Raw genomic sequence first — 14197 nt, 5'->3', positions numbered from 1 at the left:
GCGTGCCCGTGAGACGATTCCGGCTTCCTAGCGGGAGATCAGATGCACTTGCCCGACATCCTTCTCGTTCACGGCGCGTGGCACGGTTCGTGGTGCTGGGAGCTCGTGGTCGAGGAGCTGCGCCACCTCGGCCGCACCGCGCACACCGTCGACCTGCCCAGTTCGGGTTCGCCCGCCGGGCTGCACGAGGACGCGGAGGCCATCCGGCACGCGATCGCGGCGATCGACCGGCCGGTCGCGGTGGTCGGGCACTCCTACGGTGGCTTCCCGGTCACCGAGGCGACGGCGGGGTCGGCCTTCGTGACGCGCCTGGTCTACCTGGCGGCGTGGATGCTCGAAGCGGGCACGTCGATCGGTGAGGCGGCGGGCATGCCGCCGTTCGAGACCGAGTTCGTCGCTCCGCCGCCCGACGCCGTCGCCCAGTTCTACGGCGACGTCGATCCCGTGCTGGCCGAGCGTGCCGTCACGATGCTGCGGCCGCAGAGCGCCCGTTCCGCCTCCGACCGGCTCAGGGCCGCCGGCTGGCTCACGATCCCGTCCACGTACCTGGTGTGCGACAACGACAAGACGATGCCGCCGGCGTTGCAGGAGGAGCTGGCCACCCGCGCGTCGGTGGTGCATCACCTGCCGACGTCGCACTCGCCGTTCCTGTCCACGCCCGCCCCGCTCGCCGTGCTGCTGCACGAGGCCACGAAGGATCAGGCGCGCGTGCGTTCGTAGTGCCGCGCGACCCGGGCCCGGTTGCCGCACACGTTGGCGGCGCACCAGACCCGGCGCTTGTTCTCGGCCAGGAAGACCATGGAGCAGGCCGGGTTGCCGCACGCGCGCAGCTTCTCCCTCTGCACGGGGTCGGCCAGCAGCCGGATCGCCTCTCCCGCGATCGCGGCCAGTGCCGGATGACCGTTGTAGTCGTCGTGCCACCGGATCTCTGCCTTCGCCCCGGCTCCCCAGCCGTCGAGCCGGGGGCTGGTCGGAACCGCGGCGGCGACGGCGTTGAGATCCGCGATCAGCGCCGGATCCGGCGCGCGCCCGGTCAGGTGAGCGTCGAACAGTTCCTGGAGCACCGAACGCAACCGGCGGGTGGCGCTCATCGCCGGTGGCGGTGCGGCGGGCAGCCGGTCCGCCTGCAGCGCCCACCACTTCGCGTGCTCGGCCTCGTCCGCGAGGAAGTCCCTGACCGGGTCGAGGCACAACGCCTGCGTGTCCACCAGGTCGAGCGCCACGAGCGGCTCGGCGCCCATCGGGAAGCCCGCCGCCTGGAACTCGGGCAGGGTCGTGGCCACACCGTCTCCTAATGGTTGAAGCGACTCTTAAGACGTTAGCAGATTCTCGTCAGGAACTCTTGCAGCGGCGAACCTAACGTGTATACGGTCGTTCTATCCATTAGGACGAACCGAGGAGAACGAGATGCCCGCGATCCGCCACCACCACGTCGAGGTCGACGGCCTGAAGGTGTTCGTCCGCGAGGCGGGTGACGCGAGCAGGCCCACCCTGGTGCTGCTGCCCGGTTACCCGTCGAGCACCCGTGCCTACGTGCGGCTGATCGACCGCCTCGCCGCCGACTGGCACCTCGTCGCGATCGACTACCCCGGCTTCGGCTCGTCCGACCCGCTGCCGGAGAGCCCGACGTTCGACCGGCTGGCCGAGGTCACCGGCAAGGTCATCGACCTGCTCGGCGTCGGCGACTACGCCGTCTACATGTTCGACTTCGGTTCTCCGGTCGGCTTCCGGATCGCGCTGGAGCACGACCAGCGGGTCAGGGCCGTGATCACGCAGAACGGCAACGCCTACGAGGAGGGTTTCGGCCCTGACGTCGAGGGCTTGAACGGCTGGTGGAGCGACAGGGCCAAGCACCAGGACACCGTCGACTGGGTCGTCAGCCTCGCGGGCACTCAGCACCAGTGGCTCACGGGCGCGAAGAACCCCGAGCACATCGACCCGGAGCAGGCGCTGGCCGACCAGGCCGTCATCGACCTGCCCGGCCGCGCCGACTACATGAAGGCGCTGCTGTGGGACTACCAGACCAACCCCGGCCGCTACCCGTCCTGGCAGGCCTGGCTGCGCGAGCGGCAGCCGAATGTTCTCGCCATCTGGGGCCGCAACGACACGTTCTTCATCGCTCCCGGAGCCGAGGCCTACCGCCGGGACGTGCCCTCCGCCGAGGTCGTACTGCTCGACACCGGCCACTTCGCGCTGGAGGAGGCGGCCGACGAGATCGCCGCGCACGTGAACACGGTGCTGGCGAAGACTTTCGCCTGACCTGACGCTATAGCCGGGCGGGCATGACCGGCCGCGAGAACGGCATTGGCGGAGCATGGCGGCGCTGCCCACAGTGGTGGTCATGGAAATGATCCGCAACTTCGTCGGTGGCGCGTTCGCCGAGCGGGACGCGGCCTTCGGTGACGTCGACCCGGCCACCGGCAGGACGCACGCGATGGTGCAGGCCGCCGACGCGCCGCTGGTCGACCGGGCGGTGGCCGCCGCGCGCACGTCCGGCTGGGACCGGGTGCCGGTGCGGGAACGGGCGGCCGTGCTGCGACGGGCCGCCGACGGCATCGAGGCGCGGTTCGAGGAGTTCGTCGCCGCCGAGGTCGCGGACACCGGCAAACCGGTGGCGCTCGCCCGCGAACTCGACGTGGCGAGGGCGGTGCACAACTTCCGGACGTTCGCGGACGTGGTGTCCGCGGCCGGTCAGGAGTCGTTCCTCACCGATCTCGCGGACGGCAGGCAGGCGCTGAACTACGCCGTCCGCAAACCGCTCGGCGTGGTCGCGGTGATCGTGCCGTGGAACCTCCCGCTGCTGTTGCTGACGTGGAAGGTGGCGGCCGCGCTCGCGTGCGGCAACAGCGTCGTGGTGAAGCCGAGCGAGCTGACCCCGGCCACGGCGACGTTGCTCGCCGAGGTGCTGCGCGACGCGGGACTGCCCGCGGGCGCCTACAACGTGGTGCACGGTCACGGTGACATCGGTGAGCTTCTGGCCGGACACCCCGGCATCGACGGGGTGACCTTCACCGGTTCCACCGCGACCGGCACCCGTGTCATGAGGACGGTCGCACCGCGCGTCCGCCCCGTGTCGTTCGAACTCGGCGGCAAGAACGCGGCGATCGTGTTCGACGACGTGCACCTGGACGAGGCGCTCGCCGGGCTGGGCCGGGCGATCTTCACCAACACCGGCCAGGTCTGCCTGTGCACCGAACGCGTCTACGTGCAGCGGACGATCTTCGCCGACGTCGCGGACGGGCTCGCCGAACGCGCGCGAGCGCTCAAGCTCGGTGATCCGTCCGATCCGGACACGACCACCGGTCCGTTGATCTCGCAGCAGCACCGGCGCAAGGTGCTCGACCACCTCGCGCTGGCGGAGGAGGCCGGGGCGAAGGCGATCGTCGGTGGCGGGATTCCCGAGATGCCGGAAGGTCTGCGGGACGGTTCGTGGATCGAACCGACGCTGTGGACCGGGCTGACCAACGCCGACCGCGTGGTGCGCGACGAGATCTTCGGGCCGGTCGCGGCGCTGATCCCGTTCGACGCGGAGGAAGAGGCGATCGCGCTCGCCAACGACACCGACTACGGCCTGGCCGCCTCCGTCTGGACGAACAACCTGCGCCGCGGCCATCGCGTCGCGCAGGCCATGAACGTCGGCATGTCGTGGGTCAACACCTGGTTCCTGCGCGACCTGCGGTCACCGTTCGGCGGCATGGGCATGTCCGGGATCGGCCGCGAGGGCGGCGAGTCGTCGCTGCACTTCTACACCGAGCCGACGAACGTGTGCGTGCAGCTGTGAACCACGCCGAGACCCTCCACAAAGCACAGACGACCGCGACGGCGATCTCCAGCTTCGGGGACCTCACGGTGGAGGACGCCTACGCGGTCCAGCACGCGCTCATCGCCCTGCGGGAACGCGACGGCGAGATCGTCACCGGCGTGAAGCTCGGCTTCACCAGCGAGGCGAAGATGAGGCAGATGGGCGTGTCCGAGGTGATCGTCGGCAGGCTCACGAGCGGGATGGCCGGCCGCACGAGCGAGAACCTCATCCACCCCAAGGCCGAACCGGAGATCGCCTACCGGCTGTCCCGCGACGTCGACGGCACCGTCCCGATCCTGGAGTGCGTGGACGCGGTCGCCGCCGCGATCGAGATCATCGACTCGCGGTACGAGAACTTCCGCTTCACCCACACCGACGTCATCGCCGACAACACCTCCGCCGCCGGGTACGTCATCGGACCTTGGCAGCCCATGACCGACATCGGCGACCGCGCCGTGCGGCTGACCGCGGGATCGTCCATTGTGGAAGGCTCCACCAGCGCGATTCTGGGCGACCCGGTCAACGCACTGGTAGCCCTCGAAGAGGTGGCACGGAAGCGGAACATCCCGTTGAAGGCCGGGTACGTGGTGCTGGCGGGCGCGGCGACCGTGGCCCTGCCACTGACCGGGGGACACGTCGAGTGCTCCATCGACGGGCTCGGCCCCGTCTCGTTCGAAGGACGGCCGCGATGACCGCACGCACGATCACCGGACTCGCCCGCCCGCGCGGACGGTTCCCGCACGTCAAGGTCTCCGGCGACCTGGTGTTCGTCTCCGGCACCAGCTCCCGGCGTCCCGACGACTCGTTCGCCGGTGTCGAGGTGGACGAACTGGGCACCACGAACTTGAACATCCGCGCCCAGACCAGGGCCGTGATCGAGAACATCGCCACCATCCTCGGCGAGGTCGGCTGCACGCTCGCCGACGTCACCCAGGTCACCACGTTCCTGGTCTCCATGAACGACTTCGGCGGCTACAACGAGGTCTACGCCGAGTTCTTCGACGAGACCGGACCGGCCCGCACGACCGTCGCCGTGCACCAGCTTCCGCATCCGCACCTGCTGATCGAGATCCAGGCGATCGCCCGCCTGCCGCGTACCGAGGAGACTCGATGACTCTGCCGCCCGTGATCAACTTCCAGGCCTGGATCGCCGAGAACCGGCACCTGCTCAAGCCGCCGGTCGCGAACAGGACGATGGCACTGGGCGACGACTTCATCGTGCAGATCGTCGGCGGCCCCAACAGCCGCACCGACTTCCACGACGATCCCTACGAGGAGTGGTTCTTCCAGATCAAGGGCGACATGCACGTCGACGTCATGACCGCGGACGGCCCGCGGACCGTGCACATCCGCGAGGGCGAGACGTGGCTGCTGCCCGGCAACACCCCGCACTCGCCGCAGCGACCCGACCCGGACTCGATCGGCCTCGTGATCGAACGCGTCCGCGAGGAGGGCACGCTCGAACGGTTCCAGTGGTACTGCCTGAGCTGCTCGCACCTCATCCACGAGATCGAGCTGCAGGTGCGCGACATCGTGGCCGACCTGCCGCCGGTGTTCGAGAAGTTCTACGCCTCCGTCGACAGCCGCACCTGCGAGAACTGCGGCGCCCTGCATCCCGGCAAGGGCTGACCATGGGCTTGATCGACGTCCACACGCACTACGTTCCGCAGGGCTGGCCGGAACTCCCCGGCGCCGAAGCACCCTGGCTGCGGCTGGAATCGGCGTCCGACGCCATGATCATGATGGGCACCCGCGAGTTCCGGCGGGTCCAGTCGAACTGCTGGGACGCCGAACCGCGGCTGGCCGACATGGACGCGGACGGCGTGGACGCCCAGGTCGTCTCGCCCACGCCGGCGTTCTTCTCCTACGGCGCACCGGCACCGCAGGCCGCCGGGATCGCCCGGATCTTCAACGACCTCGCGCTGGACATCTGCGCACCGGCGCCCGGCCGGCTGATCCCGTTCTGCCAGGTGCCGTTGCAGGACCCGGACGAGGCCTGCCGGGAGCTGGAACGCTGTCTGGCGAACGGACATCGCGGCGTCGAGATCGGCAACCACGTCGGCGACGACGATCTCGACAGCGAGGGCGTGGTGACGTTCCTGCAGCACGCGGCGTCGCTCGGCGTACCGGTGTTCGTGCACCCGTGGGACATGGCCAGCACACCGCGCAACGACCGGTGGATGGCCCAGTGGCTGACCGGCATGCCCGCCGAGACGCACCTGTCCGTGCTCGCGCTGATCCTCGGCGGCGTGTTCGACCGCATCGACTCGCGGCTGCGGATCTGCTTCGCGCACGGCGGCGGCTCGTTCGCGTTCTGGCTCGGCCGCACCGAGAACGCCTGGCACCAGCGCCACGACGTGATCGGCACCTCGCAGTACCCGCCGTCGCACTACCTGGACCGGTTCTACGTCGACTCGGTGGTGTTCGACGAACGCGCACTGCGGCTGCTCGTGGACACCGTCGGGGTGGAACGGGTGGTGGTCGGCAGCGACTACCCATACCCGCTGGGGGAGCGCCCGGCCGGCGGAGTCGTGGCGAAGAGCGGGTTCCTGACCGACGAGCAGCGCGCGTTGATCGAACGCGGCAACGCCGAACGGTTTCTCGGCTAGTTGCGGCTGTCCATTTCGGACGCGATCTCGGTCAGGCAGTCGATGAACGCCTCGGCGGACGGGCTCAGCGTGCGGGACGGCAGGGTGAGCCCGACGCTGTGCCCGACCTGGTCGAGCTTGACCGGCAACCGGGAGAGCCGGGCGTCGTCGACCGTGATCAGGCTGGGCAGCGCGGCGATGAAGTCGTTCTCCAGCAACAGTTCCCGCACGATCAGGAACGACGTCGTCTCCACCCGGTTGACCGGCAGCGCGATCTCGTGGCGCGCGAAGAACTGCTCCAGCTCCCGCCGCAGCACCGTTTCCGCGCCCGGCATGATCCACGGGTACTCGCCCAGCTCGGCCGGCCCGACCTCGCGGCCCGCCAGCGGATGCGTCGCCCGGACGACCAGGTGCACGGCCTCGTCGTAGAGCTTGCGCCGTTCGAGCTGCTCGTCCGACGGGGCTGTCAGCCGTCCCACGATCATGTCCACGCGCCCGGCCGCCAGCTCGGCGAGCAACGGCTCGGGCGCGGCCTCGCGCACGATGACGGTCAGGTTCGGCCGCCGCCGCTTCATCGCGGTGATCGCGCGCGGCAGCAACACGTTCGTGCCGGCGAGGTGCGTGCCGACGACCACCGTGCCTCGTTCGGCCTGCGCCAGTTCGACCAGGTGCCGGCCCGCCTCGTTGAGCTGCGCGAGCACGGCCCTGGCGTGGTCGCCGAACGCCGACCCGTACACCGTCGGCGTGATGCCCCGCGGGCCGCGGTCGAACAGCGTGACGCCGAGGATCTCCTCCAGCTCGTGCAACCCGCGCGTGACGACCGGCTGGGTGACGTGCAGTGCGGCCGCCGCGCCCACGACCGTGCCCTGCCTGAGCAACGCGTCCAGCAGCACGAGGTGGCGCAGCTTCAGCCTGCCGTCGAGCAGCTTCGGCGTTTTCATGATCCGACCCTACGCCTCTGACCTCGCGATTCAAGAAAATCCGCAAGGAGTCCGCAGCACCGGCTCTCCATCGTGAGGACACGGCATCTCGCCGTGCAACGAGGAGGGGACATGTTCAAGAAGATCACCGCGGCTCTCGCCGTGGCGGGGGCTGTTCTGGTGGGCCTGGCGGCACCGGCGTCGGCGGGAATCGAGGCGAACCCGGACTGCCAGAACGACAACGGCTTCCAGACCGTCGTCACCACCGGGCCGATCAAGTCCATCTCGACCGGCGACCGCATCGGCACGATCTACCTCTGCCGGCAGGGCAGCCTGTACTTCGCGTTCGCGCTGTACGAGCAGACCTTCGTCACGAACCAGACGGCGCAGGTCTGGCTCCAGCGCTACGACAACGGGAACTGGGTCGGCGAGGTCAACTGCGACACCGAGCCCGGCGGCAACCAGCACATCAAGGCGGGTGAGCGTCGCTGCTGGACCCCGAACCTGAACGGTGACGCCGCCAGGTACACGTTCCGCGCGCTGTCCGAGAAGTACATCGGCAACAACCTGATCGCCAAGGGCGCGACGGCCACCCGGCGCTGATCCGAGCAATACTGCCCATTCGATTTTCATTGCTCAGGCACGGCTGAACGATTTTGGAGCGCTCTTGGTGCTTTCTTGGAGTGCGCGGGCAGACTCCTCGATGTCAGTTGCACATCGGAGGGAGGAGCACTCATGGAGAAGACCAAGGCCAAGATGAAGCGAATCACCATTCGCAAGGTGGGCCCGGTTCGCCTCACGGCGGCCGCCTGCTCGCAGTACAACGTCAAGCCGGTCTAAGGCGCGACGCGGATGCGCTGGGTCCCGAGCCCAGCGCATCCGGCCTGACGCCGGGGAGGAACGTCGTGAGCGAGATCGATCTGGACCGGTCGGTGCCATTGCACCCGCTGGTGTTCCTGGAGGACGGCGACGAGGTGACGATCGGTCGCCCCGACGTCGATTCGTACGGCATTTTCCCCGGTGAGGGCGCCGCGCTCGTGCGCAGGCTGGTCGACGGCGACACCCCGCGCCAGGCCGCTGAATGGTTCGAGCGCGAATACGGGGAAGAAGTCGACATCGAGGACGTCGTCGCGGGCCTGGACGAGCTCGACCTCATTCGCAAATCCGGGGAAGTCACCACCGAGACGGCGCCGGTGCGTTTCAGCGGACTGGGTGCCGCGTTGTTCTCACCGGTGGCGTGGTTCGTGTACGCGGCCGTGGCCGTCTGGGGATTGTTCGCGATGGTGTTCAACGCGGACCTGCGGCCGACCTATCACAACATCTTCTTCTCCGACTATTACATGGTCATCCAGGTCGGGCTGTTCCTCGCCGCGATTCCTCTTCTTTTCCTGCACGAGTCCTTTCACGCGCTGGCCGGACGCCGGCTCGGTGTCCGTTCGAGGCTGCGAATCGGGCGGCGGCTCTACTTCATCGTGCTGGAGACCTCGCTCGACGGGCTCGTGGCGGTACCGCGCCGCCAGCGCTACCTGCCGATCGTCGCGGGACTGCTGGCCGACGTGCTCGGGATCGCCGCGTGCACCATCGCCGCCGACCTGACGCGGCACGCGGACGGCACGCTGTCGGGGCCAGGGCGGTTCCTGCTGGCCGTCGCGTTCGCCGCGCTGCTCCGGGTCATCTGGCAGTTCTTCCTCTACCTGCGCACGGACATCTACGTGCTCGTGAGCACGGTGCTCGGCTGCGTCGACCTGCACGGGGCCGCGCTCCTGATGGTCCGCAACAGGGTCCGGCGGCTCTTCGGCAAGCCGGAGACGGACGAGTCGGCACTGCACCCGGTCGACCGCAAGGTGGCGCGCTGGTACTCGTGGCTCGTCGTCGTCGGCTACACGGCCAGCCTCACGACGTTCGTGCTCGCCGGCGCTCCCGTGCTCTACCGGTTCGTCACCGGCGTCATCGGGCGGCTCACGGGGGACGGGGTGCCCACGGCCCAGTTGCTCGACTCGATCGTCTTCGGCGGCGTGGCGATCGCGCAGTGCGCAGTGCTCGGCTGGCTCATGGTCCGGGAACGCGTGCGGGCACGCCGGGACCGTCGTCTGCACCACGTCATTCACTGAAAGGACGCACCATGGACAGCCGCTACTGGATCCGCGCCGACCGGCGGCGCGACCGGGCACACGCCCTCGCCGCACTGGAACTGCCGCCGATCTGGACGGTCCTCGACGCCCACCGGCGGCTGCGCGGACCGTACACGGCTGCGGGGTCGTTGCTGCGCCAGATCGCCGACGACCTGCTGGAACGGTGCCCTGAGCTGGGGGAGCGGCACAACATCGAGCTCCTCACGACCACGCCGGAACTCGCCGGCAAGGTGCCGAGCGCCTGGCACACCCTCGAGTGGGCCGTGCAGGACAGCGAACGCACCCGCTACTACTCGCGGCTGCACACCCGCAACATCGCGAACGGCCTGGCCGAACTGCTGCGCGACTACCTCACCGCCCTGGGTGGCGGTCCGCGCACCCTCGTGATCGAGAACGCGCACGAGGCGGACGCGTCCGATCAGGAGTTCATCGCGGTCCTGTTGCGCCGTAGCGACATCCCGGACCTCACCGTGGTCGTCGGCACCAGCCGCGCGCCGCTGGCCGACCCGCTCGGCGAGATCGACGTGTCGCTGGCCCAGACGATCGCGGCACACGCCCAGATCGTCGACGCCGAGCCGGTCGCGGAGAAGGCTCTTGAAGGCGACCTGGCGCAGGCCTATGTGGACAGTGACGGCACCGCTGACGACCCACGCGTGCTGGCCGCCTACCTCGAACTGACGGCCGAAGCCCGTGCCGCGCTCCACGACGCCCGTGCTGAGAAGCTCGTGGCGTCCGAGGAGTTCTCGTTGCACCTCGGCGCGATTCCGTACCACCTGGAGCACGGCGGCGATCCGGCCGGAGCGGGCGCGAAGGCGTTGCGCGTCGCGTTGGACCATTGCCACAAGGTCGGGCTCTACCAGGCCGCGGCGGACCACGGCCTGCGCGGGCGGGCGGCAGCGGATCGGGAGACCGACCCCGACCTGTGGTGGCACCTCACGTTCCAGACGGGCATCGTGCTGGCGGCCGTCGGGCGTGCCGCCGAGGCCGAGACGCTCTACGTCGAGGGACGCGCCGCCTCCACGGACGCGGCCATCCACCTCGAACTCGCGTACTCCACGGCCATGCTGCACGCGCGGCACTACTCGGAGGCCGAGCGCGACTACGTTCGCGCACGGGCGTGGATGAACCTGGCGATCGCGATCGCGTCCCAGCTCACCGACCCGAAGAAGGAGGCCTTCCAGTCGGTCTTCACCCGCAACGGGCTGGCGCTGGTCGAGGTGCGCGAGCAGAAGCCCGAGGTGGCGCTCGCCCTGGTCAACGACGGAATGGCGAGGCTCGACCGCGACCTGGAGCCGGACGAGCACGTGCTGCACCGCCTGGTGCTGCGCTACAACCGGGCGCAGGTCTACGGCGCGATGGGCCGCCTGGACGACGCGCTCGCCGACTACAGCTACGTCCTCGAACGGGATCCGAACTTCCCCGAGCACCACTTCAACGTCGGCAACGTGCTGCGCAGGCTCGGCCGCGACGAGGAGGCGATCGAGGCCTACCGCGAGGCACTGCGCCTCTCGCCGCCGTTCCCCGAGGCGTACTACAACATCGGCGACGCCCGGCTCGCGCTCGGCGACGTCGAGGGCGCGATGAGCGACTTCGGCTACGTCATCGAACTGGATCCGCGGCACGTCGACGCCAGGATCAACCGCGCCGGGTACCTGCTCGAGGCCGGCGACGTCGAGGGGGCGTGGCGGGATGTCGCGGCCGCTCTCGAACTGGCGCCGAACAACGCACTCCTGTTGTGCCTCAAGGGCCAGCTGCTGGTCGAACGGGACGAGTACACGGCGGCGTCCGAGGCGTTGGCGGAAGCGGTGCAGCGCAACGACCGGCTCGCGGAGGCGTGGGCGATCCGCGGCACGATCGCTGTGGCGTCCGGTGAACTCACCGACGCGATCAGCTACCTGAGCCGCGCCATCACGCTCGACGACAACCCGGAGGCCCGCTACAACCGCGCCGTCGCCTACGAGGAGTCCGGCGAACTGGACGCGGCGATACTGGACTACGACGCGGTGCTCGCGGTGACCGACGACGAGGACGCCCGGCAGCGCAGGGAACTCTGCGCCGCGGCGTCGGCCAGGTAGGAGAACGCCGTGACAGCAACGGAGAACGTGACCGCCGCGCTACCGGCGGCCACGTTCACCGACGCCATGAGCCGGCTGGTCTCCGGACTCGCCGTGGTCACCACGCGCCAGGCGGGCGGCCGGCCGTGCGGGCTGCTTGTGTCCTCGATCTGTTCGTACAGCGTGGATCCACCGTCCGTGCTGGTGGTGGTCGACCACGCATCTCGTTGCTGTGAGCCGTTGACGCGCTGTGCGGAGTTCGGTGTGCACGTGCTCGGCAGTGCCCAGGAACGCACCGCGCGGACGTTCGCGAGTCGTGGTGCGGACAAGTTCGCGGACATCGCCTGGGAGTGGGACGGAGCCGTGCCCCGGCTGTGTGCGGCGCCGATCTACCTGCGCTGCACCGTGACCGCCGTGTTCGATCACGGTGACCACACCGTCCTGATCGGCGAGGTCACCCGCACCGAGGTGAGGGAGGCCGAGCCGCTCGTCTTCTACCGCCGCGTGTTCGACTGGAGGCTAAGGGGAAACCGTGTGCGCCAGCTGTAGTCCGGTGAGCACCCGTTCGTGCCGGTGTCCCCGGTCGAACGGGTCCTCCCCGTTGAGGATGAGCTGGTGCATGGCGCGGAGCCGGGGCCCTGGCTCGATTCCCGCTTGGCTCGACAGCAGCCGGTATGCCCTGGCGTAGGCCGTCAACGCGTCGGCGCGGCGTTCGGCCTGGCACAGCGCGAGCATCAGCTGTTCGTGAAATCGCTCCCACAACGGGTATGTCCGGCACAGCTCTTCGAGGTCGAACACCGCCAGGTGCCCGTCGCCGTTGCAGAGCATGACGTCGAACCTGTTGCGCAGCACCTCCAGGTACTCCCGCTCCAGTCGCGAGATGTCGTGGTCGAACATCCCCGTCTCGCGCAGGTCCGCCAGCGGAGCACCACGCCACAGTCCCACCGCCACCGCGAACGTCTCCCGCGCCCGCGCGCAGTCGCCGGCCGCCATCGCCACCTGGCCCTGTTTCGCCAGCTCCCGGAACCTGGTCAGGTCGAGCTGATGCGGTTCCAGGCAAAGGACGTAACCGGACGGCCTTGTGTTCAGGATGGGATGCGACGTTCGCGAGCTCACCCAGCTCGGCGTGAGCACTCGCCGCACCGCCGTCACGTACCCGTGCAGCGCGGCGACGGCCGACCTCGGCGCACCCCGCGACCACAGCTGGTCCACGATGCGGCTGGTCGGGACGAACTCGTTGGCGTGCAAGGCGAGCAGCGCGAGCAACGCCCGTTGCTTCGGTGCCGACGGCGTGCAGCGGCGGTTGCCTCGCGACACTTCGAACGTACCCAGGACCCGGAACTGCGGCGGTTCGTCTCCCGGTGCCACGTGAACGCCACCTCCCGGTATGTCCGACTCCGAGAGTGTTCACCAGCCGACGGTCTTTGAGGTAGTGGTGGCACCGAAACTGCCGGTTCGAGCTATGTCGCGGTGGACCAGGTGACGGGTAGCGAGTCGACAGCGCGGGGGATCCCTTTCCTGGCAAAGGAGATCCAGGACTGCCGCAACCGCCGTCCCAGCCGATCCACGTCCTCCCAAGGCATGTCACCGAGCAGGGGCGAACCGGCCCACGCCCGTGCGCACCCCAGCAGGAGCGGCAACTCGACGCAGTGCGTCGCCCCGTAGGCGGAACCGGCTGGGCGCCAAGCGTTGTAATACGTGAACACTTGCGCACCGCGCGATTTGAGACGGCGAGTGAAGTCGTGGCCCGCGAACAGACCTTCCTCGCGTGCTCCGCCGAATGCCGTCATCTCGTCGGCGTTCCACCCGTGCACGATCTCGACATCGGTCAAGTCCGATCGTGTCCACGGTGTCGCGACCGGCCGGAACGGCATGGCGACGCCGGTGTGGCGCCGTGCTGTCCCGGCCTGGGCGGCCAGGATCTCGGCGGGGGAGCAGGAGAACAGGTCACCGCCGAGCAGCCGGGAGAACGCGGCACCGGTCGCGGCGGCCTCGGCGCGGGTGAGCGGCGCGACGCCGTGCGGTGCGCTCTGCAGGACGGCGCGCCGGAAGAGTCGTTCGGGGTGGTCCAGCAGCAGCTGGATGGACATCGCGCCCGCGGACTGCCCGAACACCGTGATGGCGTCCGGATCCCCGCCGAACCGGGCGATGTTGTCGCGGACCCACCTCAGGGCCTCCACCTGGTCGAGCAGGCCGAGGTTGCCGTCGCTCACGCCGTCCGCGACGAGAAAACCCAGTGCCCCCAAACGGTAGTTGACGCTGACCACCACGACGTCGCCCTCTTCGGTCAGGGCTGACCCGTCGTACCAGTCCAGCAGGCCCGCCCCGCTGCTGAAACCGCCGCCGTGCAGCCACACCAGCACCGGCCGCCCGCCGTCGTCCGGCGCCGGGGTCGTGATCGAGAGGTTCAGGCAGTCCTCGCCCTGCGGCGGGGCGTCGAGCGGCGGCCCCATGACGGCGTCGAGGCGTGAGCGCGGCTGCGGGCAGATCTGACCGCTCGACTCCTCGGACGGTGCCCTGGAGGGTGCGCCGAAACGGGTGGCGGTGGCGTAGCGGATCGGGCCGATGCGGACTGTCACCCCTCCACGGTCAGGCCAGTCGCCATGCATCGCAAATGCGGATTCAGGCTGCCGGTATAGCCGTGCGGGCATGGCTGGTGAGCCGATCGGCATTTGTGCGGCACTGCGGCCCAGGTCACGCT

General features: G+C 69.4%; 15 protein-coding genes. 11 read left to right on the top strand and 4 right to left on the bottom strand.

Annotated elements, in window-relative coordinates; genetic code table 11:
* Nucleotides 1-42: 42 nt before the first annotated feature.
* Entirely contained in the window at nucleotides 43-720 is a 678-nt protein-coding gene (locus tag ACH413_RS44425; RefSeq protein WP_360038996.1) for an alpha/beta fold hydrolase, read from the top strand.
* Here ACH413_RS44425 and ACH413_RS44420 read toward each other — a convergent pair.
* The gene (locus tag ACH413_RS44420) at nucleotides 699-1283 is read right to left on the bottom strand and encodes an ABATE domain-containing protein (RefSeq protein ID WP_360038993.1); all 585 of its coding nucleotides are present in this window, start codon (nucleotides 1281-1283) and stop codon (nucleotides 699-701) included. The genes ACH413_RS44425 and ACH413_RS44420 overlap by 22 nt on opposite strands.
* Nucleotides 1284-1407: 124 nt before the next feature.
* Here ACH413_RS44420 and ACH413_RS44415 point away from each other — a divergent pair, with 124 nt between their 5' ends.
* From ACH413_RS44415 to ACH413_RS44390, 6 genes are all read left to right on the top strand, one after another.
* Nucleotides 1408-2259 (top strand): alpha/beta hydrolase, encoded by an 852-nt coding sequence (locus ACH413_RS44415; RefSeq protein WP_360038991.1) that lies wholly within the window; start codon nucleotides 1408-1410, stop codon nucleotides 2257-2259.
* Between the two features lie 82 nt (nucleotides 2260-2341).
* Entirely contained in the window at nucleotides 2342-3781 is a 1440-nt protein-coding gene (locus ACH413_RS44410) for a 2-hydroxymuconic semialdehyde dehydrogenase (protein WP_360038988.1), read from the top strand.
* Nucleotides 3778-4494: a 4-oxalocrotonate decarboxylase gene (locus ACH413_RS44405; protein ID WP_360038985.1), complete on the top strand. Its 717-nt coding sequence runs from the start codon at nucleotides 3778-3780 to the stop codon at nucleotides 4492-4494. The genes ACH413_RS44410 and ACH413_RS44405 overlap by 4 nt, the downstream gene beginning before the upstream one ends.
* A complete protein-coding gene (locus ACH413_RS44400; RefSeq protein ID WP_360038983.1) occupies nucleotides 4491-4916 on the top strand; it encodes a RidA family protein in 426 nt (141 codons plus the stop codon). Before ACH413_RS44405 ends, ACH413_RS44400 begins: the two co-directional genes overlap by 4 nt.
* Nucleotides 4913-5431, top strand: a complete 519-nt coding sequence (locus ACH413_RS44395) for a 3-hydroxyanthranilate 3,4-dioxygenase (protein ID WP_360038980.1) — start codon at nucleotides 4913-4915, stop codon at nucleotides 5429-5431. The genes ACH413_RS44400 and ACH413_RS44395 overlap by 4 nt, the downstream gene beginning before the upstream one ends.
* A 2-nt stretch (nucleotides 5432-5433) precedes the next feature.
* On the top strand, nucleotides 5434-6411 hold the full coding sequence (locus tag ACH413_RS44390; protein WP_360038977.1) for an amidohydrolase family protein: 978 nt from the start codon (nucleotides 5434-5436) through the stop codon (nucleotides 6409-6411).
* Here ACH413_RS44390 and ACH413_RS44385 read toward each other — a convergent pair.
* Nucleotides 6408-7331, bottom strand: coding sequence for a LysR substrate-binding domain-containing protein (locus tag ACH413_RS44385; protein ID WP_360038974.1), 924 nt, complete (start codon nucleotides 7329-7331; stop codon nucleotides 6408-6410). The two genes, ACH413_RS44390 and ACH413_RS44385, sit on opposite strands and share 4 nt — an antisense overlap.
* 111 nt (nucleotides 7332-7442) lie before the next feature.
* Here ACH413_RS44385 and ACH413_RS44380 point away from each other — a divergent pair, with 111 nt between their 5' ends.
* From ACH413_RS44380 to ACH413_RS44365, 4 genes are all read left to right on the top strand, one after another.
* On the top strand, nucleotides 7443-7913 hold the full coding sequence (locus tag ACH413_RS44380; RefSeq protein WP_360038971.1) for a hypothetical protein: 471 nt from the start codon (nucleotides 7443-7445) through the stop codon (nucleotides 7911-7913).
* Nucleotides 7914-8215: 302 nt separating this feature from the next.
* A complete protein-coding gene (locus ACH413_RS44375) occupies nucleotides 8216-9421 on the top strand; it encodes a hypothetical protein (protein ID WP_360038968.1) in 1206 nt (401 codons plus the stop codon).
* An 11-nt stretch (nucleotides 9422-9432) separates the two neighbouring features.
* Nucleotides 9433-11517, top strand: coding sequence for a tetratricopeptide repeat protein (locus tag ACH413_RS44370; protein ID WP_360038966.1), 2085 nt, complete (start codon nucleotides 9433-9435; stop codon nucleotides 11515-11517).
* A gap of 9 nt (nucleotides 11518-11526) precedes the next feature.
* Entirely contained in the window at nucleotides 11527-12045 is a 519-nt protein-coding gene (locus tag ACH413_RS44365; RefSeq protein ID WP_360038963.1) for a flavin reductase family protein, read from the top strand.
* On the opposite strand, the gene ACH413_RS44360 is transcribed toward ACH413_RS44365, so the two are convergent.
* Both ACH413_RS44360 and ACH413_RS44355 read right to left on the bottom strand, forming a co-directional pair.
* The gene (locus ACH413_RS44360) at nucleotides 12016-12864 is read right to left on the bottom strand and encodes an AfsR/SARP family transcriptional regulator (protein WP_360038960.1); all 849 of its coding nucleotides are present in this window, start codon (nucleotides 12862-12864) and stop codon (nucleotides 12016-12018) included. The genes ACH413_RS44365 and ACH413_RS44360 overlap by 30 nt on opposite strands.
* 92 nt (nucleotides 12865-12956) lie before the next feature.
* Entirely contained in the window at nucleotides 12957-14075 is a 1119-nt protein-coding gene (locus ACH413_RS44355) for a carboxylesterase family protein (RefSeq protein WP_360038957.1), read from the bottom strand.
* Nucleotides 14076-14197: the final 122 nt, after the last annotated feature.

Origin of the sequence: Lentzea sp. NPDC020367 (genome assembly GCF_044387305.1) — a bacterium.
Classification (GTDB): domain Bacteria; phylum Actinomycetota; class Actinomycetes; order Mycobacteriales; family Pseudonocardiaceae; genus Lentzea.
Note: the sequence above shows the minus strand (reverse complement) of the source record. Positions and strands in the feature narration are given on the sequence as shown.